Origin of the sequence: Serratia sp. NGAS9 (assembly GCF_009905295.1) — a bacterium.
GTDB classification, from domain to species: Bacteria; Pseudomonadota; Gammaproteobacteria; order Enterobacterales; family Enterobacteriaceae; genus Serratia; species Serratia bockelmannii.
In genome coordinates this window covers 5,096,577-5,121,514 of record NZ_CP047605.1, presented here as the reverse complement: position 1 = coordinate 5,121,514, position 24,938 = coordinate 5,096,577, and the positions used below count along the sequence as shown (strand labels likewise).

Annotated in this window: 19 protein-coding genes, 1 tRNA gene and 3 rRNA genes; 15 read left to right on the top strand and 8 right to left on the bottom strand. The window is 57.2% G+C overall.

From position 1 onward, the window contains the following. Positions 1-19: 19 nt before the first annotated feature. Positions 20-481 carry a transcriptional regulator AsnC gene (gene asnC / locus GUC32_RS24250; protein ID WP_004933786.1) on the bottom strand — a complete coding sequence of 154 codons (462 nt, stop codon included), beginning with the start codon at positions 479-481 and terminating at the stop codon, positions 20-22. 155 nt (positions 482-636) lie between these two features. Between asnC and asnA the strand changes: the two genes are divergently transcribed. Continuing rightward, on the top strand, positions 637-1,629 hold the full coding sequence (gene asnA / locus GUC32_RS24245; protein ID WP_025304735.1) for an aspartate--ammonia ligase: 993 nt from the start codon (positions 637-639) through the stop codon (positions 1,627-1,629). A 4-nt stretch (positions 1,630-1,633) separates the two neighbouring features. Here the strand turns inward: asnA and viaA are convergent, their stop codons facing one another. Together viaA and ravA are read right to left on the bottom strand one after the other, a co-directional pair. Next, a complete protein-coding gene (gene viaA / locus GUC32_RS24240) occupies positions 1,634-3,097 on the bottom strand; it encodes an ATPase RavA stimulator ViaA (protein WP_025304734.1) in 1,464 nt (487 codons plus the stop codon). 2 nt (positions 3,098-3,099) lie between these two features. Next, positions 3,100-4,608 (bottom strand): ATPase RavA, encoded by a 1,509-nt coding sequence (gene ravA / locus GUC32_RS24235; RefSeq protein ID WP_025304733.1) that lies wholly within the window; start codon positions 4,606-4,608, stop codon positions 3,100-3,102. Between the two features lie 283 nt (positions 4,609-4,891). Here ravA and kup point away from each other — a divergent pair, with 283 nt between their 5' ends. From kup to rbsR, 7 genes are all read left to right on the top strand, one after another. Then, positions 4,892-6,760, top strand: a complete 1,869-nt coding sequence (kup, locus tag GUC32_RS24230) for a low affinity potassium transporter Kup (protein ID WP_015379467.1) — start codon at positions 4,892-4,894, stop codon at positions 6,758-6,760. Positions 6,761-6,930: 170 nt separating this feature from the next. Continuing rightward, entirely contained in the window at positions 6,931-7,350 is a 420-nt protein-coding gene (gene rbsD / locus GUC32_RS24225) for a D-ribose pyranase (RefSeq protein WP_025304732.1), read from the top strand. Positions 7,351-7,357: 7 nt separating this feature from the next. Beyond that, positions 7,358-8,863, top strand: coding sequence for a ribose ABC transporter ATP-binding protein RbsA (gene rbsA, locus GUC32_RS24220; RefSeq protein ID WP_025304731.1), 1,506 nt, complete (start codon positions 7,358-7,360; stop codon positions 8,861-8,863). A 6-nt stretch (positions 8,864-8,869) separates the two neighbouring features. Next, positions 8,870-9,838, top strand: coding sequence for a ribose ABC transporter permease (gene rbsC / locus GUC32_RS24215; RefSeq protein WP_025304730.1), 969 nt, complete (start codon positions 8,870-8,872; stop codon positions 9,836-9,838). A 24-nt stretch (positions 9,839-9,862) separates the two neighbouring features. Beyond that, positions 9,863-10,750, top strand: a complete 888-nt coding sequence (gene rbsB / locus GUC32_RS24210) for a ribose ABC transporter substrate-binding protein RbsB (RefSeq protein WP_025304729.1) — start codon at positions 9,863-9,865, stop codon at positions 10,748-10,750. A gap of 61 nt (positions 10,751-10,811) precedes the next feature. Continuing rightward, positions 10,812-11,738, top strand: a complete 927-nt coding sequence (gene rbsK / locus GUC32_RS24205) for a ribokinase (protein WP_127146948.1) — start codon at positions 10,812-10,814, stop codon at positions 11,736-11,738. Between the two features lie 4 nt (positions 11,739-11,742). Further along, positions 11,743-12,744 carry a ribose operon transcriptional repressor RbsR gene (rbsR, locus tag GUC32_RS24200; RefSeq protein WP_089196369.1) on the top strand — a complete coding sequence of 334 codons (1,002 nt, stop codon included), beginning with the start codon at positions 11,743-11,745 and terminating at the stop codon, positions 12,742-12,744. Here rbsR and mdtD read toward each other — a convergent pair. Together mdtD and GUC32_RS24190 are read right to left on the bottom strand one after the other, a co-directional pair. Further along, on the bottom strand, positions 12,741-14,156 hold the full coding sequence (gene mdtD, locus GUC32_RS24195; protein WP_049207092.1) for a multidrug transporter subunit MdtD: 1,416 nt from the start codon (positions 14,154-14,156) through the stop codon (positions 12,741-12,743). The genes rbsR and mdtD overlap by 4 nt on opposite strands. Before the next feature lie 67 nt (positions 14,157-14,223). After that, on the bottom strand, positions 14,224-14,913 hold the full coding sequence (locus tag GUC32_RS24190; protein WP_033636503.1) for a FadR/GntR family transcriptional regulator: 690 nt from the start codon (positions 14,911-14,913) through the stop codon (positions 14,224-14,226). Between the two features lie 483 nt (positions 14,914-15,396). Here GUC32_RS24190 and GUC32_RS24185 point away from each other — a divergent pair. From GUC32_RS24185 to rrf, 4 genes are all read left to right on the top strand, one after another. Continuing rightward, a 16S ribosomal RNA gene (locus GUC32_RS24185) occupies positions 15,397-16,938 on the top strand. A gap of 139 nt (positions 16,939-17,077) precedes the next feature. Beyond that, positions 17,078-17,153 (top strand) — tRNA-Glu (locus GUC32_RS24180). A 234-nt stretch (positions 17,154-17,387) separates the two neighbouring features. After that, a 23S ribosomal RNA gene (locus GUC32_RS24175) occupies positions 17,388-20,295 on the top strand. 106 nt (positions 20,296-20,401) lie between these two features. Continuing rightward, positions 20,402-20,517: ribosomal RNA gene (gene rrf / locus GUC32_RS24170) — 5S ribosomal RNA — on the top strand. The 16S, 23S and 5S rRNA genes sit together here with 1 tRNA gene alongside, the layout of an rRNA operon. A 72-nt stretch (positions 20,518-20,589) precedes the next feature. Here the strand turns inward: rrf and mobB are convergent. Together mobB and mobA are read right to left on the bottom strand one after the other, a co-directional pair. Further along, a complete protein-coding gene (gene mobB / locus GUC32_RS24165) occupies positions 20,590-21,108 on the bottom strand; it encodes a molybdopterin-guanine dinucleotide biosynthesis protein MobB (protein WP_049295012.1) in 519 nt (172 codons plus the stop codon). Then, a complete protein-coding gene (mobA, locus tag GUC32_RS24160; protein ID WP_369435474.1) occupies positions 21,108-21,695 on the bottom strand; it encodes a molybdenum cofactor guanylyltransferase MobA in 588 nt (195 codons plus the stop codon). The genes mobB and mobA overlap by 1 nt, the downstream gene beginning before the upstream one ends. A 148-nt stretch (positions 21,696-21,843) precedes the next feature. On the opposite strand from mobA, the gene GUC32_RS24155 reads away from it, so the two are divergent. The 3 genes from GUC32_RS24155 (at position 21,844) to dsbA (ending at position 23,851) form a co-directional block, all read left to right on the top strand. Further along, a complete protein-coding gene (locus GUC32_RS24155) occupies positions 21,844-22,113 on the top strand; it encodes a YihD family protein (protein ID WP_004931268.1) in 270 nt (89 codons plus the stop codon). Between the two features lie 98 nt (positions 22,114-22,211). Further along, positions 22,212-23,198 carry a serine/threonine protein kinase gene (locus GUC32_RS24150; protein ID WP_369435473.1) on the top strand — a complete coding sequence of 329 codons (987 nt, stop codon included), beginning with the start codon at positions 22,212-22,214 and terminating at the stop codon, positions 23,196-23,198. Positions 23,199-23,227: 29 nt separating this feature from the next. Beyond that, positions 23,228-23,851: a thiol:disulfide interchange protein DsbA gene (gene dsbA / locus GUC32_RS24145; protein WP_025304721.1), complete on the top strand. Its 624-nt coding sequence runs from the start codon at positions 23,228-23,230 to the stop codon at positions 23,849-23,851. Positions 23,852-23,894: 43 nt separating this feature from the next. On the opposite strand, the gene GUC32_RS24140 is transcribed toward dsbA, so the two are convergent. Beyond that, positions 23,895-24,791: an acyltransferase gene (locus GUC32_RS24140; protein WP_025304720.1), complete on the bottom strand. Its 897-nt coding sequence runs from the start codon at positions 24,789-24,791 to the stop codon at positions 23,895-23,897. Positions 24,792-24,938: the final 147 nt, after the last annotated feature.

Sequence of the window (24,938 nt, the reverse complement as noted above, 5' to 3'; positions counted from 1 at the left end):
GGGTATGCAATTTGGCGGGTTACGGCACGATGGTGCGCATAATGGGGTTCTGCAGCGAGATCAGCGTTTCGGTAGACTGGATCTCGTCGATGGTCTGGATCTTGTTGATAAGTACCTGTTGCAACGCGTCGATCGATCGGCACATTACCTTAATAAAGACGCTGTAGTGGCCGGTGGTGTAATAGGCTTCTACCACTTCTTCCAGGCTTTCCAGCTTCTTCAGGGCCGAAGGGTAGTCCTTGGCGCTCTTTAATATGATGCCGATAAAGCAGCACACGTCGTAGCCCAGTTGTTTGGGGCTGACGTCGATGCGCGCGCCGGTGATGATCCCGGCCTGTTTCATCTTCTCCACCCGCACATGAATGGTGCCGGGGCTGACGGCGAAGTTTTTCGCCAGTTCGGCGTACGGTGTGCGCGCATTGTCCATCAGGGCGTTGAGGATGCCACGATCGAGATTATCGATCTGATAAATTTCCGCCATTTAATCCCCCATTAATTAACGATTGTTGAATTCTGTCCGGGTAAAAATGAACGATTAAAAGTGAAAAGGCAATATTGATTAATGGATATTGAATTGACGTGTCATTTTGTTGCTTAATCGATGTCAACAGAGACAGGTTTACAAGAGATACGGCAATGAAAAAACAGTTTATCCAAAAACAACAACAAATCAGCCAGGTCAAATCCTTCTTCTCCCGCCAGCTGGAGCAACAGCTCGGCCTGATCGAAGTGCAAGCGCCGATCCTCAGCCGTTTGGGCGACGGCACGCAGGATAACCTCTCCGGCAGCGAGAAAGCGGTGCAGGTTAAGGTCAAAACTCTGCCTGACGCCACCTTCGAAGTGGTGCATTCGCTGGCGAAATGGAAACGCAAAACCCTGGGCAGCTACGATTTCGGCGCCGGTGAAGGCCTGTACACCCATATGAAGGCGCTGCGCCCGGATGAAGATCGCCTGACGCCTATCCACTCGGTGTACGTCGATCAGTGGGACTGGGAGCGGGTGATGGGCGACGGTGAGCGCAGCCTGGACTACCTGAAAAGCACCGTGCGCAGCATTTACGCCGCCATCAAGGCGACGGAGGCGGAAGTCAGCCGCGAGCATGGCCTGACTCCGTTCCTGCCGGAACAGATTCACTTTGTGCACAGCGAAACCCTGCTGCAGCGCTACCCGGATCTGGATGCCAAAGGGCGCGAGCGGGCGATTGCCAAAGAGCTGGGCGCGGTATTCTTGATCGGCATCGGCGGCAAGCTGTCGCACGGCAAATCGCACGATGTGCGGGCGCCGGATTATGATGACTGGACCACCCCGGCGACGGATGGCCTGGCGGGCCTGAACGGCGATATCGTGGTGTGGAACCCGGTGCTGCAGGACGCTTTCGAGCTGTCTTCCATGGGCATCCGCGTCGACGCCGCCGCGCTGAAACATCAGCTGGCGCTGACCGGCGATGAAGAACGCATGAAGCTGGAATGGCACCAGTCGCTGTTGCGCGGTGATATGCCGCAGACCATCGGCGGCGGCATCGGCCAGTCGCGTTTGGTGATGCTGCTGTTGCAGCTGTCGCATATCGGCCAGGTGCAGTGCGGCGTGTGGTCGCCGGAAGTGCGTGGGGCGGTCGAAGGCCTGCTCTAACCGCCTAGCGCCGCCAGCGGCGCATTAAACGGCTTTTCAGCCCGGTATCAAAGCGCCAGATATGATCGAAGATGCGCATGATGCCGGGTTTGCCGTAGGCGGACATCGCCACCGCATGGAAACGCTGCTGGTGGCTTTGCTGCTGTTGTTTCACCTTCTTTATTACCTCCTCCGGCAACCGCTGGGCGATAAAATCGGAAATGATCACCGCATCGGCGTCGAACCAGCCACTCTCCGCCATTTTGGTGACGGTGGCGTTCAGGCAGGCCGCCAGATCGGTGCCGCCGCGAAATTGCTGGCCGAGAAAGCGCACCGCCTGCTCGATGCCGCTGGCGGCGGTGAGCTCGTAATGCACGATCTGGTTGGCGAACAGCATGATGTAGCAGCGGCGGTTGTCCGCCAGCGCAATGCGCAGCAGCGCCAGGCAGAACGCCTTGGCGCACTGTTCGTTGAAGCCGCCCATCGATCCTGAGGTGTCCACGCAGACGATAAACGGCCCGCGTGGTTGCTGATCCTGCTGCTGGTGGGTGACCTGACGGATCAGAACCTGTTCCTGCCAGACGTCGCCCTGCAGGCGGTAGCTCAGCAGTCGCTTTTCCAGCAGGCGGCGATAAAACTCGAACTCCAGCTCTTCAATCCCCAGCGTCGCCAGCTCCGGCGGCAGCAGGCGCAGGATGTCGTCGCTCTGATGAATGCCATTTACTTCTTCCGGCAGCGTGGCCGGCACCTGCACCATGACCCTGAACGGTTCCGGCTGCGCGTCTTGTTGCTGCACCGCCTTGGCCTGGTAGCTGCGGCCCAGCTGCTGTGCCAGCTTTTTCAGCTCCGGCTGCTGCTGCAAAAAGTTGCCGTACTCCACCAGCCGTTGGTAATCGCCGCGCTGCAGCTGGCCTTTGCTCATATCCCACAGCCTGCCGGCGGCGGTGTCGTTTTCCGACAGCAGCGGCTCCAGCGCGCCGCTCAGCGCCAGACGCTCCTGCAGTTCCGCCATCAGCTGCTCGCGCTCTTGTTCCAGCAACTGGTGGTGCAGCATAGTGGCCTGCAGCGTCAGGCTGATGCGCCAGCGCTGCAAGAACAGGGTTTGGAAGCTGTCGTCCAGCGGGTGATTGGGCAGATCGGCGGCGTCCACCAGCGCGCGCGCCTGTTCATAAAACGGGGAAACCAGCTGGCGCAGCAGCTCCATCGTGTCGTTGAGGTTGTGATAGAACTGGGTATTGTTCTCCAGCTGGCACTGTTGGTAGCGGTAAAATTCCTGCGCCAGCGCCGGCGGCACCATGGCCTCCTGCAGACGCTCCTTGAGCTGCAGTTTCCAGCGTGGCAGATCGCGATCCAGCGCCCGGCGAAGGGCCGGAAACTTTTTAAAGAACACCGACAGCTGCGGCGCCGCCAGCATGCCGACGATCATCTCCTCGATCATCTCGCCTTCGGTGATCGCCAGAAGCAGATCGAGCGTCTCCAGACTGAGCATGGTTACTGGCCGCGCATTTGCTGCTGTTGCTGTTTAACCTGTTCCGCCACTTGCAGCAGACTGGCTTCGATCTTGGCCAGGCCAGCGGCAGGCGTGAACAGACAGGGCTGATGTTGGCTGAAGGCGCGGCGCTGCTCCGCCAGGCGCTGGGCCAACGCGTCCATTTCATCCAGCAGCGCCTGCGGCGTGGCGGTGGCCTGTTTGCCCGGCAGCGCCAGCAGCGAAGGCTGGCGGCTGACGTCCAGCACCGTCAGGTGCAGTTGGTCATCGACGTCCAAATCGATCGGCTGCGCGAAGCCAATGCCGTTCAGCTTGGCGCGCACGTCGCCGCCTTTTTGCAGCCAGTTATCCAGCACGCTGCTCTCAATGCTCAGATGGTTGACCTGAATGTCATGCAGCTGCAGCGGTTTTTGCAGCAGCAGGGTGAGGGTGCCGCCGGCGAACGGCGTGGCCGGCGCATATTGCGGTTTGCGGCTGAACATGCCGCCCTTTTTCACCAGGCTGATGGCCTGCCGATCGCTTTGCTGCTGCTGGTCCTGCAGCCAGCGGGTATGGATCTGTTGCAACTGGATCAGCATCGACTGCTGCTGATAGGCCGACTCGGTCAGCAGCTGATCGATCTGCTGTTGCAGCAGCTTCAGCGAGGTGAGATCGTGCCACAGGCAGTCTTTCAATAGCATCAGGTCGAGCGGGGCGATGGCATCGCGCCCGCTGAAGAAGGCGCAGGCCTGCAGCAGACGCAGGGCTTTTTTCCAGCGCCGATCGGAGACGTATGGCGCCTGCTCCAGCGCGTCCAGCCGCTGACGCAGCTGGAAAATCAGCTCAAAGCAGGCTTCCGGCAGCGCCACCTTGTCGATCTGCGGCTGCCACTGCAGAAACTCTTCGTCGCTGATGCTCAGCGCCGCCGGCACCGGGTTTTGGCTTTCGCTCTGGCGGTTGACCAGCAGCGAGCGGAAATTCTGTTTATCCTGCACCTTGTCCAGCCACAGGCGGATAAGCATGCGGTCATATAAGGCTTCGAGGCTGTTGTCCGCTTCGGGCAGTTCGTTGGAGGCGGTGACCAGCAGGCGCAGCGGGATCGGTTCTTCGCTGTTGCCGTTGCGAAAGCGCCGTTCGTTGATCGCCGTCAGCAGGGTGTTGAGGATCGCCGGGCCGGCCTTCCAGATCTCGTCCAGAAACACGATCTCCGCTTCCGGCAGATAGCCGGCGGTCAGGCGCTGATAGCGCCCTTCGTCTTTCAGCGCCTGAATCGAGAGCGGGCCGAAGACCTCTTCCGGCGTGGAAAAGCGCGTCATCAGGTATTCAAAGGAGCGGGCGTTGCGGAAGGCAAACTTCAGCCGGCGCGCGATCAGGCTCTTGGCGATGCCGGGCGGGCCGAGCAAGAATACGCTTTCGCCGCTCAGCGCCGCCAGCAGGCACAGGCGGATTGCCTCTTGCCGCTCATAGAGGCCGCTCTCCAGCGCGCTGCTGAGGCGGGAAATTCGTTCTGCCAGAAGGGATGATGGCGTCATATAATCGTCGTATTGTCCGAGAGTTAGCCAATCTTGGTCGATAATTCGATGATAAACCACCATTATTTTTAATGGTATAGCTTATTGATTAGTAAAATTTTTCTCAGTTGAGTCGGATATCCGGTTCACATTTTGTTTATTTTTCGGCTCTGATATAAGGGTAGGCAAGCCGTATAAATGGTGCATACTGTGCGGCTTTCTGGTGGGCGTGACGGATCTTTGAGCCCGTATTTTGCCTGATGCGGATGCATCGCTAACGGATGTTCTGATAAAGAAACGAATTATGAGCGCAGAGCATAAGCAGTCCCTATCGGCGGTAACCCTGGCTGCCATCGGCGTGGTCTACGGTGATATCGGCACCAGTCCTCTCTATACGTTGAGAGAGTGTTTCTCCGGCCATTACGGCTTCGATGTTCGTCCAGACGTGGTTTTCGGCTTCCTGTCGCTGATTTTCTGGATGCTGATCGTGATCGTTTCCCTCAAATATCTTACCTACGTGATGCGGGCGGACAACGCCGGCGAAGGCGGCATTTTGACGCTGATGTCGCTGGCCGGGCGAAATACCTCGGCGCGCACCACCGCAGTGCTGGTGATACTGGGCCTGATCGGCGGCAGCTTCTTCTATGGCGAGGTGGTGATCACCCCGGCGATCTCGGTGATGTCGGCGATAGAGGGGTTGGAAATCGCCGCGCCTGCGCTCGACGCCTATATCGTGCCGCTCTCGATTCTGGTGCTGACCCTGCTGTTCGTTATCCAAAAACACGGCACCGGCAGCGTCGGCAAGCTGTTCGCCCCGGTAATGCTGCTGTGGTTCATCGTGTTGGCGGTGCTGGGCGCGCGCAGCATCATTTCGAACCCGGAAGTGCTGCAGGCGCTGAATCCCAAATGGGCGCTCAACTTCTTTATGGAATATAAGAAGGTGTCGTTCTTCGCGCTGGGGGCGGTGGTGCTGTCTATCACCGGCGTTGAGGCGCTGTATGCCGACATGGGGCACTTCGGCAAGTTCCCGATCCGCCTGGCCTGGTTCACCGTGGTGCTGCCTTCGCTGGTGCTCAACTACTTCGGCCAGGGGGCGTTGCTGCTGAAAAACCCTGAAGCGATCAAAAACCCATTCTTCCTGCTGGCGCCCGACTGGGCGCTGATCCCGCTGCTGATTCTGGCGACCCTGGCGACGGTTATCGCCTCGCAGGCGGTGATTTCCGGCGTCTTCTCGCTGACCCGCCAGGCGGTGCGTCTGGGGTATTTGTCGCCGATGCGCATCATTCACACCTCGGAAATGGAATCCGGCCAGATCTACATTCCGGTGATCAACTGGACGCTGTATATCTCGGTGGTGCTGGTGATCATCGGGTTCGAGCACTCCAGCAACCTGGCGGCGGCTTATGGCATCGCCGTCACCGGCACCATGGTGCTGACCAGCATTCTGGTCACCTCGGTGGCGATCAACAACTGGCACTGGAACCGCTTCCTGGCGATCGGCATCGTGACCATATTGCTGATCATCGACGTGCCGATGTTCTCCGCCAACGCCCTGAAGCTGTTCTCTGGCGGTTGGTTGCCGCTGACCTTGGCGCTGGTGATGTTCATCATTATGACCACCTGGAAGAGCGAGCGCTTCCGCCTGCTGCGCCGCCTGCACGAACACGGCAACTCGCTGGAGGCGATGATCGCCTCGCTGGAGAAATCGCCGCCGGTGCGGGTGCCGGGTACCGCGGTGTTCCTGTCGCGCGCCACCAACGTCATTCCTTTTGCGCTGCTGCACAACCTGAAGCACAACAAGGTGCTGCATGAACGCGTGGTGCTGCTGACGCTGCGCACCGAGGATGCGCCTTACGTGCACAACGTGCGCCGGGTGACCATCGAACAGCTGTCGCCGACCTTCTGGCGGGTGGTGGCCAGCTACGGCTGGCGCGAAACGCCGAACGTCGAGGAAGTGTTCCACCGCTGCGGGCTGGAAGGGTTGCCGTGCCGCATGTCGGAGACGTCGTTCTTCATGTCCCATGAATCGCTGATCCTCACCAAGCGGCCATGGTACCTCTACCTGCGCGGCAAGCTGTTCGTCGCTCTGAGCCGCAACGCGCTGCGGGCGCCGGATCAGTTTGAGATCCCGCCGAACCGGGTCATCGAGCTCGGCACGCAGGTCGAGATCTAACCCGCCTGACAGGGGCTCAGCATGGCTGAGCCCCTTTTGTTTGCGCTTTTTCCACGCGCGAACGAAACGTTTCGATAGCGATCACACTTCTGCATTGTCCCGGTTGCCTTCCCCTGCCGTTTTTTTAAACTCCTCCAGAGAGCGAAACGTTTCGCTAGCGGAGTGAGAAGATGAAAAAAGGCGTATTACTGAATTCCGACGTGTCTGCCGTGATTGCCCGGCTGGGGCACACCGATCAGCTCACCTTGTGCGATGCGGGCCTGCCGATACCGGCGGCGACGCAGCGCATCGATCTGGCGCTGACGCAGGGCGTGCCGACCTTCATGCAGGTGTTCGCGGCGGTCACGCAAGAGATGCAGGTAGAAAGCGCCATCCTGGCGGAAGAAATCGTGAAACAAAATCCGTCGCTCCACGAGGTTCTGTTGGCGGAACTGACCGCACTGGGCCAACGCCAGGGTAATACCATCAGCGTGCGCTATATCAGCCATCAGGCGTTTAAAGCGCAAACCGAACACAGCCGGGCGGTGATCCGCAGCGGGGAGTGTTCGCCTTACGCGAACGTGATCCTGTGCGCCGGCGTAACTTTCTGAGGCGCGTATGCAACCTTTACTGCAACTGAAAGGGATTGATAAAGCCTTTCCCGGCGTGAAGGCGCTTTCCGGCGCCGCCCTCAGCGTCTATCCCGGCAAGGTGATGGCGCTGGTGGGGGAAAACGGCGCCGGGAAGTCCACCATGATGAAAGTGCTGACCGGCATCTACCAGAAAGACGCCGGCAGTCAGTATTTTCTCGGTAAAGAGGTGGTATTCAACGGGCCTAAGGATTCGCAGGAAGCGGGCATCGGCATTATCCATCAGGAGCTGAACCTGATCCCGCAGCTGACGATTGCGGAAAACATCTTCCTCGGCCGCGAGTTCGTCAACCGTTTCGGCCGCATTGACTGGAAGCGCATGTACGCCGAGGCCGATCGCTTGTTGGCGCGCCTCAACCTGCGCTACAGCAGCCACCGGCTGGTGGGGGAGCTGTCGATCGGCGATCAGCAGATGGTGGAGATCGCCAAGGTACTGAGCTTCGAATCGAAAGTGATCATCATGGACGAACCGACCGATGCTCTGACCGACACCGAAACCGCCTCGCTGTTCAAGGTGATCAACGAGCTGAAGGCCGAAGGGCGCGGCATCGTTTATATCTCGCACCGCCTGAAAGAGATTTTTGAAATCTGCGACGACGTGACCGTGTTTCGCGACGGGCAGTTCATCGCTGAGCGGCCGGTGAGCGAGCTGCAGGAAGATTCGCTGATAGAGATGATGGTCGGCCGCAAGCTGGAAGAACAATACCCGCGCCTTGATTTGCCGCGCGGGGAAAAGCGGCTGGACGTCAGCCACCTTTCCGGACCCGGCGTTGAAGACGTCAGCTTTACGCTGTACCGCGGCGAGATCCTCGGCGTGGCCGGGCTGATGGGCGCCGGGCGCACTGAATTGATGAAGATCCTGTACGGCGCCGCGCCGCGTAAGGCCGGCACCGTCAGCCTGGACGGCCGCGACGTGGTCACCCACTCGCCGCAGGACGGGTTGGCGAACGGCATCGTCTATATCTCGGAAGACCGCAAGCGCGACGGCCTGGTGCTGGGCATGTCGGTGAAGGAAAACATGTCGCTGACCGCGCTGCGCTACTTCAGCCGCGCCGACGGCAGCCTGAAACAGGCCGACGAGCGGCAGGCGGTGGGGGATTTCATCCGCCTGTTCAATATCAAAACGCCGTCGATGGAGCAGCCGATCGGCCTGCTTTCCGGCGGCAACCAGCAAAAAGTGGCGATCGCCCGTGGTTTGATGACCCGGCCGAAAGTGCTGATCCTCGATGAGCCGACGCGCGGTGTCGACGTCGGCGCCAAAAAAGAGATCTATCAGTTAATCAACCAGTTCAAGCAGGAAGGGCTGAGCATCATTCTGGTGTCTTCGGAAATGCCGGAGGTGATGGGCATGAGCGATCGCATTCTGGTGATGCACGAAGGGCATCTCAGCGGCGAGTTCCCGATTGAACAGGCCACCCAGGAAGCGTTGATGGCGGCAGCCGTCGGCAAGCAATACGGCGTAAAGCAGGAGTAATCAGATATGAGTTCCCAGACTATCGCAGCCAAGCGCTGGTTCAGTAAAGAGTGGCTGTTAGAGCAGAAGTCGTTGATTGCGCTGCTGGTGCTGATCGCCGTGGTCTCTTCCATGAGCCCGAACTTCTTCACCCTGAACAACCTGTTCAATATTCTGCAGCAGACTTCGGTGAACGCCATCATGGCGGTGGGGATGACGCTGGTGATCCTCACGTCCGGCATCGATCTGTCGGTAGGATCGCTGTTGGCCCTGACCGGCGCGGTGGCGGCGTCGATCGTCGGCTTTGAGGTCAACGCGCTGGTGGCGGTGGCGGCGGCATTGGCGCTGGGCGCTGCGATTGGCGCCTGCACCGGGGTGATCGTCGCCAAAGGCAAAGTGCAGGCCTTTATCGCCACGCTGGTGATGATGCTGCTGCTGCGCGGCGTCACCATGGTGTACACCAACGGTAGCCCGGTCAACACCGGTTTCACCGACGTGGCCGACACCTTCGGCTGGTTCGGTATCGGCCGCCCGCTGGGCGTGCCTACACCGATCTGGATCATGGCGATCGTGTTCATCGCCGCCTGGTATATGCTGCACCATACGCGCCTGGGCCGCTATATTTATGCCCTGGGCGGCAACGAAGCGGCGACCCGCCTGTCCGGCATCAGCGTCGATAAAGTGAAGATTATCGTCTACTCGCTGTGCGGCCTGCTGGCGGCGCTGGCCGGGGTGATCGAAGTGGCGCGCCTGTCGTCGGCGCAGCCGACCGCCGGCACCGGCTATGAGCTGGACGCTATCGCCGCCGTGGTGCTGGGCGGCACCAGCCTGGCCGGCGGCAAGGGGCGTATCGTCGGCACGCTGATCGGGGCGCTGATCCTCGGCTTCCTGAACAACGGCCTGAATTTATTGGGTGTTTCTTCCTACTACCAAATGATCGTGAAGGCAGTGGTGATACTGCTGGCGGTTCTGGTAGATAACAAAAGCAACAAGTAACCTCCCCCTACAGGAATCACGATGATGAAAATGAAAAAACTGGCAACCTTAGCTTCCGCCATCGCGCTGAGCGCCACCCTGAGCGCCAATGCCATGGCCAAAGACACCATCGCGCTGGTGGTGTCCACCCTCAACAACCCGTTCTTCGTCTCGATGAAGGATGGGGCGCAGCAAGAGGCCAACAAGCTGGGCTACAACCTGGTGGTGCTGGATTCCCAGAACAACCCGGCGAAAGAGCTGGCCAACGTGCAGGATCTGATGGTGCGGGCGCCCAAGCTGCTGTTGATCAACCCGACCGACTCCGATGCGGTGGGTAACGCCATCAAGATGGCCAACCAGGCTAAGATCCCGGTCATCACGCTGGACCGCGTGGCGAGCAAGGGTGACGTGGTGAGCCACATCGCTTCGGATAACCGCGTGGGCGGCAAAATGGCCGGTGATTTCATCGCCAAGAAAGCGGGCGCCGATGCCAAGGTGATTCAGCTGGAAGGCATCGCTGGCACCTCTGCCGCGCGTGAACGCGGTGAAGGCTTCAAGCAGTCGCTGGATCAAAATAAATTCAAACTGTTGGCCAGTCAGCCGGCCGATTTCGATCGCACCAAGGGCCTGAACGTGATGCAGAACCTGCTGACCGCGCACCCGGATGTGCAGGCGGTGTTCGCCCAGAACGATGAAATGGCGCTGGGTGCGCTGCGCGCGCTGCAAACCGCCGGTAAAACCGACGTGATCGTGGTAGGCTTCGACGGCACCGCTGACGGCGTGAAAGCGGTCGAAGGCGGCAAGCTGGCGGCGACGGTGGCGCAGCGTCCCGATCAGATCGGCGTGATCGGCGTGGAAACCGCCGATAAAGTGCTGAAAGGCGAAAAAGTGCCGGCGACCATCCCGGTCGATTTGAAACTGGTCACTCAGTAAGTCATACCAGCGCCATCGGAACGGGGCGTTTACGATGGCGCGCAATTCAGGAATCAATGCGATGGAAACAGGTAAGCTGGTGGTTCTTGGCAGCATCAATGCCGACCATATCCTCAATATTGAACAGTTCCCCCACCCGGGCGAAACGGTGATCGGGAAACAGTATAAGGTGGCGTTTGGCGGCAAGGGCGCGAATCAGGCGGTGGCGGCCGGGCGCAGCGGGGCGAAGATCGCCTTTATCGCCTGCGTGGGCGCCGACGATATCGGCGAACGTGTCCGCCGGCAGCTGGCGAGCGATTGCATTGATACCCAGCCGATTGAAGCCATCGCCGACACCACCACCGGCGTGGCGCTGATCTTCGTCAACGCCGAAGGCGAGAACGTGATCGGCATCGATGCCGGCGCCAACGCCGCGGTAACGCCGGATTACCTGGCGCGCTACCAACAAAAAGTGATCGACGCCGATGCCCTGCTGATGCAGCTCGAGTCGCCGCTGGAGACGGTGATCGCCGCCGCCCGCCTGGCGAAACAACATCAAACGCAGGTGATCCTCAACCCGGCTCCGGCGCGCGAGCTACCTGACGAGCTGCTGGGGATGATTGATATGATCACCCCGAATGAAACCGAAGCCCAGCGCCTGACCGGCATCGCCGTGGACAGCGACGCCGATGCGGCGCGTGCGGCGCAGGCGCTGCACGACAAGGGCATCGCGACGGTGATCATCACCCTCGGCAGCCGCGGCGTGTGGCTGAGCGAAAACGGCAACGGCAAACGGGTGCCTGGTTTCAAGGTGCAAGCGGTGGATACCATCGCCGCCGGCGATACCTTTAACGGTGCGCTGGTGACCGCCCTGTTGGAAGGCAAGATCATGGCTGATGCGGTGCGTTTCGCCCATGCGGCGGCGGCGATCGCCGTGACCCGCCCCGGCGCGCAACCTTCGGTGCCCTGGCGTGAAGAGATCGACGCCTTCTTGCAGCAGCAGGGGTGATCCTTTGGCCACCATGAAAGATGTCGCCCGCCTGGCGGGCGTTTCAACCTCTACCGTGTCGCATGTGGTCAACAATAATCGTTTTGTCAGCGACAGCGTGCGCGACAAGGTCATGGCGGCCGTGGAACAGCTGAACTATGCGCCTTCTGCGCTGGCGCGCAGCCTGAAGCTCAATCAGACGCGCACTATCGGCATGCTGGTGACCGCCAGCAACAACCCGTTTTATGCCGAAGTGGTGCGCGGCGTGGAGCGCAGCTGCTATGAACGTGGCTACAGTTTAATCCTGTGCAATACCGAAGAAGACGCCGCGCGCATGAACCGCAGCATGGAGACGCTGCTGCAAAAGCGCGTCGACGGTTTGTTGTTGATGTGCACCGAAAACCACCGGCCATCGCAAGATGCCCTGAGCCGCTACCCGTCATTGCCGATCGTGATGATGGACTGGGCGCCGTTCGAGGGCGCCAACGACATTATTCAGGATAACTCGCTGCTGGGCGGCGAGATGGCGACCGATTATTTGATCGCCCGCGGCTACCGCAAGATTGCCTGCATTGCTGGCCCGGAGGATAAAACCACCGCTCGTCACCGACTGGAAGGCTATCGCAACGCAATGCGTCGCGCCGGATTGCCGGTTTCGCCAGGGTATGAAGTGCATTGCGATTTTGAGTTTGAGGGCGGGGTAAACGCCATGCGCCAACTGCTGGCGCTGGACGAGCCGCCGCATGCGGTGTTCGCTGGCAACGACGCGGTGGCGGTAGGCGTTTATCAGGCGCTGTATCAGGCCGGGCTTTCCGTGCCGCAGGATATGGCGGTGATGGGCTACGATGACATTGAGTTGGCCCGTTATCTGGCGCCGCCGCTGAGCACCATTCATCAGCCGAAGGATTCGCTGGGCGAACTGGCGATCGATGCGCTGATCAACCGCCTGCAAAACCCGGAGCGCGCGCCCCAGGTGCTGGTGCTGACGCCCGAGCTGGTGGAACGCGCCTCGGTGGGCCGCCGTTAGCTCGCCACCTTCGCTTCTTTCTTGCTTTCCTGGCCGCTGATCAAATTGCGGCCATCTTTCCTTCTCAGCAACATAAACACCAGCGCCGACGCCACGGTGACGATCCCCATGGTGATAAAGGTGTAATGGAAGTGGTCGATCATGGTGCCTAACGACAGGGATTCGTAAAAACGCAGCACCGCTGCGCTGATCGCCACGCCGAAGCTGATGGACAGCTGCTGGGTGACCGCCAGGACGCTGTTGCCGGCGCTGGCGTTGGCGTCGTTCAAATCCGCCAGGCTGATGGTGTTCATGGCGGTAAACTGGGTGGACATCGCCATGCCCAGCACGAACAGCGGCAGGATCATTAGCCACAGCGGCATGCCCGGGCTTTGCAGGGCGAACTGGGCGATCAGCACTCCGATGATAACGGTAATGCCGACCAGCGTTTTACGGTAGCCGAACCAGCGCAACACCTGAGTGACGGTGGATTTCGCCATCAGCGAGCCGATGGCGGTTGGCGCCATCATGCAACCGGCGACGATCGCCGTATAGCCGAATCCCACCTGCAGCATGAGCGGCATTAAAAATGGCACGCAGCCGGTGCCCAGCCTGGAGGCGACGTTGCCGGCGATACCGACCGAGAAGGTACGGGTTTTGAACAGGTCGAGACCGATCAGCGGCTGAGGATGACGGCGGGCGTGCGTGATGTAGCCGAACAGCATTACGAAGCCACTGAGCAGAATACCCAGCGAAACGTAGCTTGCCAGTACCCGCTCGCCAAACAGCTCCAGCCCGGTGGAGATCAGCACCAGGCTTAGGCCGAACAGCATGAAGCCAAGAAAATCGAAGCGGCGTTTGGGCGTGGTGAAGTCCGGCATGTATTTGCGCGCATAGAAGATGCCGAGCAGGCCGATAGGGATATTGATCAGGAAAATCCAGTGCCAGGTGGCATAGGTGACCAGCCACCCCCCCAGCAACGGCCCCAGAATCGGCCCGACCAGGCCGGGCATGGTGACGAAGTTCAGCACCGGCAGCAGTTCGCTGCGCGGGTAGGCGCGCAGCAGCGCCAACCGTGCGACCGGCATCATCATCGCGCCGCCGATGCCCTGCAGCACGCGAGAGGCAACCAGCGCGCTCAACGTGGGGGAGAGGGCGCACAGCAGCGAGCCGAGGGTGAATAGCGTGACGGCGAAGATGAACACGCGCCGGGTGCCGAAGCGGTCCGCCAGCCAGCCGCTGACCGGGATCAGCATTGCCACCGTCAGCGTGTAGCTGATGACGGCCGATTGCATCGCCAGCGGCGATCGCCCCAGGCTTTGGGCGATCGCCGGTAGCGCCGTGTTGAGGATGGTGGCGTCCAGAGCCTGCATAAAGAACGCCATTGCGGCGATCCACGGTAGCCCTGCCATACTGCGCGCGGATTGGGTCATGGTCGGTCCTGGTTAAATGGTCGTCTGTCCCTCGTCTCTTTCTTCTATATATAAGCGGGGAGCGTGTCTAGTCTTTCTCTTTCAACAGCACCTGGCAGGCGACGAGCGCGCCGGCGCTGTCCCCGGCGAGTATTGCATCGACGATAGCCTGATGATGGCGCAGCTTGATCACTTCATTACCGGTGATGGCACGGAAGTAGCTTTGGTACACCGAACTGAACAGGTTGGCGAACGAGGTCAGGAACGGGTTGCCGCTGGCCTCATAGATGAGCTGGTGGAATTGGGTATCGACCTGGATCCAGCGCTCGCGATCAAACTGGGTATGCAGCGCGCGCATTTCCGCCATCAGTTCCGCCAGCAGCTTGGTTTGCTGCGGGCTGGCGTGGTTTGCCGCCAACGCGCAGGCCTGTGGCTCCAGCGAGGTGCGCAAGATAAGGAAGTGTTGCATCACCTGATCGAAGTTTTCCCGCGTCATCCACCAGGTCAGTAAATCCTGATCGAGGAAATTCCATTGGCTCTGCGGCATCACGCGGGTGCCGATGCGCGGGCGTGGTAGCAACATGCCTTTGGCGGCTAACATCTTTACCGCTTCGCGTACTGCGGTGCGGCTGACGCCGAATTGCTCGCCCAGTTCCATTTCACCGGGCAGGATGCTGCCGGCCTGATAATCGCCCGCCAGAATTTGTTGGCCGAGTTTCTCTGCAAGCAGATAAGAAAGATTGCGTTGGGCGGCCTGTTGTTGTGCATTTAACGGCATGGCTGCGGGTCCTTACTGACATCGTTATTTCTATTTTACTCCAGCGATCGCCAGCTTTTATGGCTGTTTGCCTGAAAAAGTGACATAAATTCGTCGCTTTTTCGCCCTTTTGCCGAAAAAATCCGCGCTTGAAAAGTTTTTTGCATTTAGGGGTTGCGGCCCGCCGAGAACTCCCTATAATGCGCCTCCACTGACCGGGAACAACGACTGACAAGCCGCCGGGTCAGCGAGAGAAAAGCGAAATAAACGCTTGACTCTCCGGGTGAAAAGCGTAATATACGCCACCTCGAGTTAGCAAGCGAAAGCGCCTAACTCACTGCTCTTTAACAATTTATCAGACAATCTGTGTGGGCACTCCACAAGACGATATCCAGCATCTTCGGATGCAAAAAAATATCAAGTCTTGAAGAGTGACTAACTGAAGTAAAATTCATGCAGTAAATCTTTGAGCATCGCTTCTCGAGTGGAAGCAAATCAAGCTTTTAATTGAAGAGTTTGATCATGGCTCAGATTGAACGCTGGCGGCAGGCTTAACACATGCAAGTCGAGCGGTAGCACAGGGGAGCTTGCTCCCTGGGTGACGAGCGGCGGACGGGTGAGTAATGTCTGGGAAACTGCCTGATGGAGGGGGATAACTACTGGAAACGGTAGCTAATACCGCATAACGTCGCAAGACCAAAGAGGGGGACCTTCGGGCCTCTTGCCATCAGATGTGCCCAGATGGGATTAGCTAGTAGGTGGGGTAATGGCTCACCTAGGCGACGATCCCTAGCTGGTCTGAGAGGATGACCAGCCACACTGGAACTGAGACACGGTCCAGACTCCTACGGGAGGCAGCAGTGGGGAATATTGCACAATGGGCGCAAGCCTGATGCAGCCATGCCGCGTGTGTGAAGAAGGCCTTCGGGTTGTAAAGCACTTTCAGCGAGGAGGAAGGTGGTGAACTTAATACGTTCATCAATTGACGTTACTCGCAGAAGAAGCACCGGCTAACTCCGTGCCAGCAGCCGCGGTAATACGGAGGGTGCAAGCGTTAATCGGAATTACTGGGCGTAAAGCGCACGCAGGCGGTTTGTTAAGTCAGATGTGAAATCCCCGGGCTCAACCTGGGAACTGCATTTGAAACTGGCAAGCTAGAGTCTCGTAGAGGGGGGTAGAATTCCAGGTGTAGCGGTGAAATGCGTAGAGATCTGGAGGAATACCGGTGGCGAAGGCGGCCCCCTGGACGAAGACTGACGCTCAGGTGCGAAAGCGTGGGGAGCAAACAGGATTAGATACCCTGGTAGTCCACGCTGTAAACGATGTCGATTTGGAGGTTGTGCCCTTGAGGCGTGGCTTCCGGAGCTAACGCGTTAAATCGACCGCCTGGGGAGTACGGCCGCAAGGTTAAAACTCAAATGAATTGACGGGGGCCCGCACAAGCGGTGGAGCATGTGGTTTAATTCGATGCAACGCGAAGAACCTTACCTACTCTTGACATCCAGAGAACTTAGCAGAGATGCTTTGGTGCCTTCGGGAACTCTGAGACAGGTGCTGCATGGCTGTCGTCAGCTCGTGTTGTGAAATGTTGGGTTAAGTCCCGCAACGAGCGCAACCCTTATCCTTTGTTGCCAGCGGTTCGGCCGGGAACTCAAAGGAGACTGCCAGTGATAAACTGGAGGAAGGTGGGGATGACGTCAAGTCATCATGGCCCTTACGAGTAGGGCTACACACGTGCTACAATGGCATATACAAAGAGAAGCGACCTCGCGAGAGCAAGCGGACCTCATAAAGTATGTCGTAGTCCGGATTGGAGTCTGCAACTCGACTCCATGAAGTCGGAATCGCTAGTAATCGTAGATCAGAATGCTACGGTGAATACGTTCCCGGGCCTTGTACACACCGCCCGTCACACCATGGGAGTGGGTTGCAAAAGAAGTAGGTAGCTTAACCTTCGGGAGGGCGCTTACCACTTTGTGATTCATGACTGGGGTGAAGTCGTAACAAGGTAACCGTAGGGGAACCTGCGGTTGGATCACCTCCTTACCTAAAGATATTAGTTCGAGTGGCGTGCTCACACAGATTGTCTGATGAAAAGTAACGAGCAAAGCGCTACCTGTTGATGCCATGAGTCATTCATGCTGATACGAACCGATTAAGTTATTCAGTTTAATCGGATTTTCGTGTCCCCATCGTCTAGAGGCCTAGGACACTGCCCTTTCACGGCTGTAACAGGGGTTCGAATCCCCTTGGGGACGCCATTCCGATAATGAGTGAAAGACATTATCACCGGTTAGCGATAACCGAAAAAATCTTAAAGATGACTTGCGAGTCATGTTTAAGATATTGCTCTTTAACAATCTGGAACAAGCTGAAAATTGAAACATGACGGCTGAAATTTATCCCTCCGTAGATGTACTGGGATAAAGAGTAACCTGTCATAGAGTCTCTCAAATGTTTGCAGCACGAACGATGGAAACATCTTCGGGTTGTGAGGTTAAGTGACTAAGCGTACACGGTGGATGCCTAGGCAGTCAGAGGCGATGAAGGGCGTGCTAATCTGCGAAAAGCGTCGGTAAGGTGATATGAACCGTTATAACCGGCGATACCCGAATGGGGAAACCCAGTGTGTTTCGACACACTATCATGTCATGAATACATAGTGGCATGAGGCGAACCGGGGGAACTGAAACATCTAAGTACCCCGAGGAAAAGAAATCAACCGAGATTCCCCCAGTAGCGGCGAGCGAACGGGGAGGAGCCCAGAACCTGAATCGGCTTGTGTGTTAGTGGAAGCGTCTGGAAAGTCGCGCAGCAAAGGGTGATAGCCCCGTACACTAAAATGCACAGGTCGTGAGTTCGATGAGTAGGGCGGGACACGTGACATCCTGTCTGAATATGGGGGGACCATCCTCCAAGGCTAAATACTCCTGACTGACCGATAGTGAACCAGTACCGTGAGGGAAAGGCGAAAAGAACCCCGGCGAGGGGAGTGAAATAGAACCTGAAACCGTGTACGTACAAGCAGTGGGAGCACCTTCGTGGTGTGACTGCGTACCTTTTGTATAATGGGTCAGCGACTTATATTTTGTAGCAAGGTTAACCGTATAGGGGAGCCGTAGGGAAACCGAGTCTTAACTGGGCGAATAGTTGCAAGGTATAGACCCGAAACCCGGTGATCTAGCCATGGGCAGGTTGAAGGTTGGGTAACACTAACTGGAGGACCGAACCGACTAATGTTGAAAAATTAGCGGATGACTTGTGGCTGGGGGTGAAAGGCCAATCAAACCGGGAGATAGCTGGTTCTCCCCGAAAGCTATTTAGGTAGCGCCTCGTGAACTCATCTTCGGGGGTAGAGCACTGTTTCGGCTAGGGGGCCATCCCGGCTTACCAAACCGATGCAAACTCCGAATACCGAAGAATGTTATCACGGGAGACACACGGCGGGTGCTAACGTCCGTCGTGAAGAGGGAAACAACCCAGACCGCCAGCTAAGGTCCCAAAGTCATGGTTAAGTGGGAAACGATGTGGGAAGGCATAGACAGCCAGGATGTTGGCTTAGAAGCAGCCATCATTTAAAGAAAGCGTAATAGCTCACTGGTCGAGTCGGCCTGCGCGGAAGATGTAACGGGGCTAAACCATGCACCGAAGCTGCGGCAGCGACGCTTAGGCGTTGTTGGGTAGGGGAGCGTTCTGTAAGCCGTTGAAGGTGGCCTGTGAGGGTTGCTGGAGGTATCAGAAGTGCGAATGCTGACATAAGTAACGATAAAGCGGGTGAAAAGCCCGCTCGCCGGAAGACCAAGGGTTCCTGTCCAACGTTAATCGGGGCAGGGTGAGTCGACCCCTAAGGCGAGGCTGAAAAGCGTAGTCGATGGGAAACAGGTTAATATTCCTGTACTTGGTGTTACTGCGAAGGGGGGACGGAGAAGGCTAGGCTAGCCGGGCGACGGTTGTCCCGGTTTAAGCGTGTAGGGGGTGTGACCTGGTAAATCCGGTTGCATACTAACCCTGAGGCGTGATGACGATGCACTACGGTGCAGAAGTAGTTGATGCCCTGCTTCCAGGAAAATCCTCTAAGCATCAGGTAACATTAAATCGTACCCCAAACCGACACAGGTGGTCAGGTAGAGAATACCAAGGCGCTTGAGAGAACTCGGGTGAAGGAACTAGGCAAAATGGTGCCGTAACTTCGGGAGAAGGCACGCTGGCATGTAGGTGAAGTCCCTCGCGGATGGAGCTGAAGCCAGTCGAAGATACCAGCTGGCTGCAACTGTTTAATAAAAACACAGCACTGTGCAAACACGAAAGTGGACGTATACGGTGTGACGCCTGCCCGGTGCTGGAAGGTTAATTGATGGGGTCAGCCGCAAGGCGAAGCTCTTGATCGAAGCCCCAGTAAACGGCGGCCGTAACTATAACGGTCCTAAGGTAGCGAAATTCCTTGTCGGGTAAGTTCCGACCTGCACGAATGGCGTAATGATGGCCAGGCTGTCTCCACCCGAGACTCAGTGAAATTGAACTCGCTGTGAAGATGCAGTGTACCCGCGGCAAGACGGAAAGACCCCGTGAACCTTTACTATAGCTTGACACTGAACATTGAGCCTTGATGTGTAGGATAGGTGGGAGGCTTTGAAGCGTGGACGCCAGTCTGCGTGGAGCCATCCTTGAAATACCACCCTTTAATGTTTGATGTTCTAACTCGGCCCCATAATCTGGGGTGAGGACAGTGTCTGGTGGGTAGTTTGACTGGGGCGGTCTCCTCCCAAAGAGTAACGGAGGAGCACGAAGGTTAGCTAATCACGGTCGGACATCGTGAGGTTAGTGCAAAGGCATAAGCTAGCTTGACTGCGAGAGTGACGGCTCGAGCAGGTACGAAAGTAGGTCTTAGTGATCCGGTGGTTCTGAATGGAAGGGCCATCGCTCAACGGATAAAAGGTACTCCGGGGATAACAGGCTGATACCGCCCAAGAGTTCATATCGACGGCGGTGTTTGGCACCTCGATGTCGGCTCATCACATCCTGGGGCTGAAGTAGGTCCCAAGGGTATGGCTGTTCGCCATTTAAAGTGGTACGCGAGCTGGGTTTAGAACGTCGTGAGACAGTTCGGTCCCTATCTGCCGTGGGCGTTGGAAGATTGAGAGGGGTTGCTCCTAGTACGAGAGGACCGGAGTGAACGCACCACTGGTGTTCGGGTTGTCATGCCAATGGCATTGCCCGGTAGCTAAGTGCGGAAAAGATAAGCGCTGAAAGCATCTAAGCGCGAAACTTGCCTCAAGATGAGTCTTCCCTGGGCCTTTAAGGCCCCTGAAGGAACGTTTAAGACTAAGACGTTGATAGGCTGGGTGTGTAAGTGCAGCGATGCATTGAGCTAACCAGTACTAATGATCCGTGAGGCTTAACCTTACAACACCGAAGGTGTTTTGGTGAGACCAAGACGATATTCAGCTTGTTTACAGATTGATTCTGATGGCTTCATGGAAGTGAGGCGGTTGGAATGAAACAGAATTTGCCTGGCGGCAATAGCGCGGTGGTCCCACCTGACCCCATGCCGAACTCAGAAGTGAAACGCCGTAGCGCCGATGGTAGTGTGGGGTCTCCCCATGCGAGAGTAGGACACTGCCAGGCATCAAATAAAGCCGAAAGCCCTGAACTGACGTTCAGGGCTTTTTGCTATGCGTAAAACGTAAAAAAGCGCAGCTACGCTGCGCCTTTCAACCACTCGACAATAAAATCGGCGATGCTTTCCGGCTGATTGAGATCCAACTGCTTAGCCGTGATGGATAGCGGTCGGTCGCTGGCTACCGCCACGACAAACTGATCCAGCATGTCTTCTAGCGGCCTACCGATCTCGGCCCGATAAAGCAGGATCTTGCTGACCGGCTCATGTTTGAACCCTTCCACCAGAATCAAGTCGACCTTATCGGCATCAAAACGCTCTGCCAGGTAGCGTAGATCCAAAGGTTGTTGCTCCGGCGTTTCGGTCATCAATGCCCAGCGGCGATCGCTGGCGACCAACGTTTGGTCGGCACCCGCTTTGCGCAGCTCATAGCTGTCTTTACCCGGTATATCCACATCCATATCGTGGTGCGTATGCTTTATCAGCCCAACCCGCACCTGGCGCTGTTTCAGCAGCGGGATCAGCTGTTTGAGCAAGGTGGTTTTTCCCGTTCCGCTATAGGCACCGATGGCCAGCAAAGGGGGCAATGAACGATTCATTACTTTAGCTCTCGTGCTTGCTGCCAATTCCGGCAGTCTTCCGGCGTATTCAGGTTATGAAATGCCGCTTGTTGTCCGCAGAACGCCACGCGTTGTGCCCCAATTTGATGCAGGAACAGCATCAGCTTGCGTTCACCTCGGGCCAGATAGTCAGCCAGCTGCGGTGCTATTTGGCTATGCAATAATGCCAGCGTAGGGTGATCTCGTTCACCATCGCTGGCAAAGGCCGCCTGCGCCGCGCCTTTTTGCCGCCAGAGTTGTGCGACTAAGTCGGCGGGAAAGTCGGGGACATCACAGGGGACAAAGACCACCCATTCGCTGTGAGCCAGTGTGAGCCCGGCGAGCATCCCGGCCAACGGCCCGGCGAAGTCGGGCGTCAGATCGCCAATCACCGGCAAACCGCTCGCCTGGTAACGTGCCTGATTGCGATTGGCGCTGATGGCGACGGAGGCCACTTGCGGGCGTAACCGAGCCAATACGTGTTGATAGAGTGCGATCCCGCCAATCGACACTAGGCCTTTGTCTTCACCGCCCATGCGCGTGGCCCGTCCGCCGGCCAAAATGACGCCGCTGATTTCTTTATGCATCTCGTTTATCCCGCCTTGTCGATGCGCTGATTGTAGCGCTAAAGCCAGCGCGACATCAGGATTTACCTTTATTGACAAGCCGGTTCTTTCACTGCGTGGGTAAGCCTGTTACTTTGTGAGTTTATTCATGCTATTGGACGATATTGAGATGAAAACGCATCGCGTAAACGAGTTGATCGAGCTGTTGCACCCGGCCTGGCAGGAAGATCCCGATCTCAATTTGATGCAGTTTTTGCAAAAGCTGGCGAAGGAAGCGGGCTTCCAGGGCGAGTTGTCCGAATTGAGCGATGATATTCTTATTTACCACCTGAAAATGCGCGGTAGCGCCGGCACGGATCAGATCCCGGGTCTGAAGAAAGATTACGAAGAAGATTTTAAAACGGCGCTGTTGCGCGCTCGCGGCGTTATCAAGGACTGATCCTCGTGCGGTGCGAGAAAGCATAGCGCGTGAAATGCGCCATTAATGCTACTATTTCTCATTCCCGGCACCATGCTGTCAGCGATCAAACGAACGTTATGAATAACTCTGCTTTTAATTTCGACACCCTGTCGCCCGATTTGATTATGGACGCGCTAGAAGGGATTGGCCTGCGCGTTGATTCCGGCCTGACGGCGCTGAACAGCTATGAGAACCGCGTCTATCAGTTTATGGACGAAGATCGCCGACGCTACGTGGTGAAGTTTTACCGTCCGGAGCGCTGGAGTGCCGCACAAATCGGTGAGGAACATCAGTTCGCTCTGGATCTGGCCGGCGCGGAGATCCCGGCGGTGGCGCCGCTGGCGCTGCAAGGCACTACGCTGCATATGCACGGCGGTTTTTTCTTTACGCTGTTCCCCAGCGTGGGGGGCCGGCAATATGAGATAGACAATCTGGATCAGTTGGAATGGGTAGGCCGTTTTCTGGGGCGTATCCATCAGGTCGGCGGTGAGCGTTTGTTTGCTGAGCGGCCGACCATGGGGATTGAAGAGTATCTTATTGCCCCGCGTCAGGCGCTGGCCGATTGCGAGCTGTTGCCGGCAGCGCAGCGTGAAGCGTTCCTGCAGGCGACGGATAACCTGATTGCGGCGAGCAAGCCGCACTGGCATCTGAACTGGCAGCCGCGCCGTTTGCACGGCGATTGCCATCCGGGCAATATTCTGTGGCGCGACGGCCCGCTGTTTGTCGATCTTGATGACGCGCGCAACGGCCCGGCGGTGCAAGACTTGTGGATGCTGCTGCACGGCGAGCGGCGCGATCAATTGATGCAGCTGGACGTCTTGCTGGAAGCGTACGGCGAATTTGCCGAGTTCGATCAGCGCGAGCTGGCGTTAATTGAGCCACTGCGGGCGATGCGTATGGTGTATTACCTGGCCTGGGTCGCTCGCCGTTGGCAGGATCCGGCCTTCCCTAAGAGTTTTCCGTGGATGGCGGAGTCTGATTTCTGGTTGTCTCAGACTGCGGCCTTCACCGAACAGGTTAAGCTGTTGCAGGAGCCTCCTCTGCAGCTGACGCCAATGTATTGAAGCTTTAACACAATGGAGAGTTTAGTCTTATGAAAAAAATATGGTTGGCGCTCGTTGGCATGGTGATGGCATTCAGTGCCTCGGCGGCACAGTTTAGCGATGGCACTCAGTATGTGACCCTGGACAAGCCGGTGACCGGTGAGCCGCAGGTACTGGAGTTCTTCTCCTTCTACTGCCCGCACTGCTACCAATTCGAGCAGGTCTATCACGTGTCCGAAAACGTGAAAAAGGCGCTGCCTGCCGGCACCAAAATGACCAAGTACCACGTGGAGTTCCTGGGGCCACTGGGCAAACAGCTGACTCAGGCGTGGGCGGTGGCGATGGCGCTGGGCGTGGAAGATAAAGTAAGCCCGCTGATGTTTGAAGCGGTGCAAAAAACCCAGACCGTGCAAACGCCGGACGATATCCGTAACGTCTTCGTAAAAGCGGGCGTGACCGCCGCAGATTATGACGCAGCTTGGAACAGCTTCGTGGTGAAATCTCTGGTGGTTCAACAGGAGAAAGCCGCGGAAGATCTGCAGCTGCGCGGCGTGCCGGCGGTATTTGTGAACGGCAAATACATGGTTAAAAACGATGGCCTGGATACCAGCTCGATGGACGCTTACGTGAAGCAGTTCGCCGACGTGGTTAAATTCCTCAGCCAGCAGAAATAAGCCTGATTCAACATGAAAAACGCCGGCATTGCCGGCGTTTTTTTTATCCATATTGCCGCTTCAATTTATCCAGCAACCGGTCTTTTTCCTGCCACAGCGTATTCAGCCATAGCTGGAAGCGCCGCTTGAACAGCTTGTCGTTGAAGTAGTCCCCGTGCAGGGTTTCATCGATCGGCAACGTCTCAATTCTTACTACGATACGCGTCAGACGACCGCACAGCATGTCCAGAAAAGGCCGTTGGTTATTTTCCGGATAGAGCAGGGTAACGTTCAGCACTTTGTCGAACTGATTGCCCAGCGCGCTAAGGGTAAACGCGATGCCGGCGGCTTTGGGCGCCAGCAAATTGCGGTAGGGTGAATTGCTTTTAATTTTCTTGGCTTCGGTGAAGCGCGAACCTTCGACGAAATTGACGATGGTGGTTGGGCGCTGGCGGAATTTTTCGCAGGAACGGCGCGTCGTTTCGATATCCTTGCCGCGTTTCTCCGGGTGCTTGAGCAAATAGGCACGGGAGTAACGTTTCATGAATGGCATATCCAGCGCCCAGCAGGCCAGGCCGACGAAAGGTACCCAGGCGAGCTGTTGCTTGAGGAAATACTTATTCATTGGAATATGATTTCTGAACAGCACGCACAACACGACAATGTCTGACCAACTTTCGTGATTGCTGATCAGCAGATACCAGTTTTTACGATCCAGCCCTTCCAGCCCTTCAATATCCCAACGCAATTGCCCGTTAATACGCAATAACAGCGCCAGCCCCTGACACCAACACCACATCATGAAATCGGCGAAAGCCGAGATATATCGCCAGACGGCGGGAATGGGCACCAGGAGTTTCACGATGCCGGCCAACGTGATGGGGATGGAACACAACACCGTCACCAGAATGGTGAGTATGACGGAAATGATAAAGATAACAGGCGTTAACAATCTTGGCATGGTTATGGGCTGACGGTTGTTGGGAACATCGTTGCATGCCAAAGCGCATGAACAAAAGCCTATTTTAACAGAGATCGTCGGGGTAAAGCGCCGCTAAAAATCACTGTTTTTCGTCTCATCGGATAACCATTTGCTGAGTTTTCGTGC

Bases quoted from the DNA above. Each gene is read 5' to 3' on its own strand.
- asnA (WP_025304735.1), top strand. From the start codon at position 637: ATGAAAAAACAGTTTATCCAAAAACAACAACAAATCAGCCAGGTCAAA.
- rbsA (WP_025304731.1), top strand. From the start codon at position 7,358: ATGCAACCTTTACTGCAACTGAAAGGGATTGATAAAGCCTTTCCCGGC.
- rbsD (WP_025304732.1), top strand. From the start codon at position 6,931: ATGAAAAAAGGCGTATTACTGAATTCCGACGTGTCTGCCGTGATTGCC.
- rbsB (WP_025304729.1), top strand. From the start codon at position 9,863: ATGAAAATGAAAAAACTGGCAACCTTAGCTTCCGCCATCGCGCTGAGC.
- GUC32_RS24150 (WP_369435473.1), top strand. From the start codon at position 22,212: ATGAATAACTCTGCTTTTAATTTCGACACCCTGTCGCCCGATTTGATT.
- ravA (WP_025304733.1), bottom strand. From the start codon at position 4,608: ATGACGCCATCATCCCTTCTGGCAGAACGAATTTCCCGCCTCAGCAGC.
- kup (WP_015379467.1), top strand. From the start codon at position 4,892: ATGAGCGCAGAGCATAAGCAGTCCCTATCGGCGGTAACCCTGGCTGCC.
- GUC32_RS24190 (WP_033636503.1), bottom strand. From the start codon at position 14,913: ATGCCGTTAAATGCACAACAACAGGCCGCCCAACGCAATCTTTCTTAT.
- rbsK (WP_127146948.1), top strand. From the start codon at position 10,812: ATGGAAACAGGTAAGCTGGTGGTTCTTGGCAGCATCAATGCCGACCAT.
- asnC (WP_004933786.1), bottom strand. From the start codon at position 481: ATGGCGGAAATTTATCAGATCGATAATCTCGATCGTGGCATCCTCAAC.
- dsbA (WP_025304721.1), top strand. From the start codon at position 23,228: ATGAAAAAAATATGGTTGGCGCTCGTTGGCATGGTGATGGCATTCAGT.
- viaA (WP_025304734.1), bottom strand. From the start codon at position 3,097: ATGCTCAGTCTGGAGACGCTCGATCTGCTTCTGGCGATCACCGAAGGC.
- mobB (WP_049295012.1), bottom strand. From the start codon at position 21,108: ATGAATCGTTCATTGCCCCCTTTGCTGGCCATCGGTGCCTATAGCGGA.
- GUC32_RS24140 (WP_025304720.1), bottom strand. From the start codon at position 24,791: ATGCCAAGATTGTTAACGCCTGTTATCTTTATCATTTCCGTCATACTC.
- GUC32_RS24155 (WP_004931268.1), top strand. From the start codon at position 21,844: ATGAAAACGCATCGCGTAAACGAGTTGATCGAGCTGTTGCACCCGGCC.
- mobA (WP_369435474.1), bottom strand. From the start codon at position 21,695: ATGCATAAAGAAATCAGCGGCGTCATTTTGGCCGGCGGACGGGCCACG.
- rbsC (WP_025304730.1), top strand. From the start codon at position 8,870: ATGAGTTCCCAGACTATCGCAGCCAAGCGCTGGTTCAGTAAAGAGTGG.
- mdtD (WP_049207092.1), bottom strand. From the start codon at position 14,156: ATGACCCAATCCGCGCGCAGTATGGCAGGGCTACCGTGGATCGCCGCA.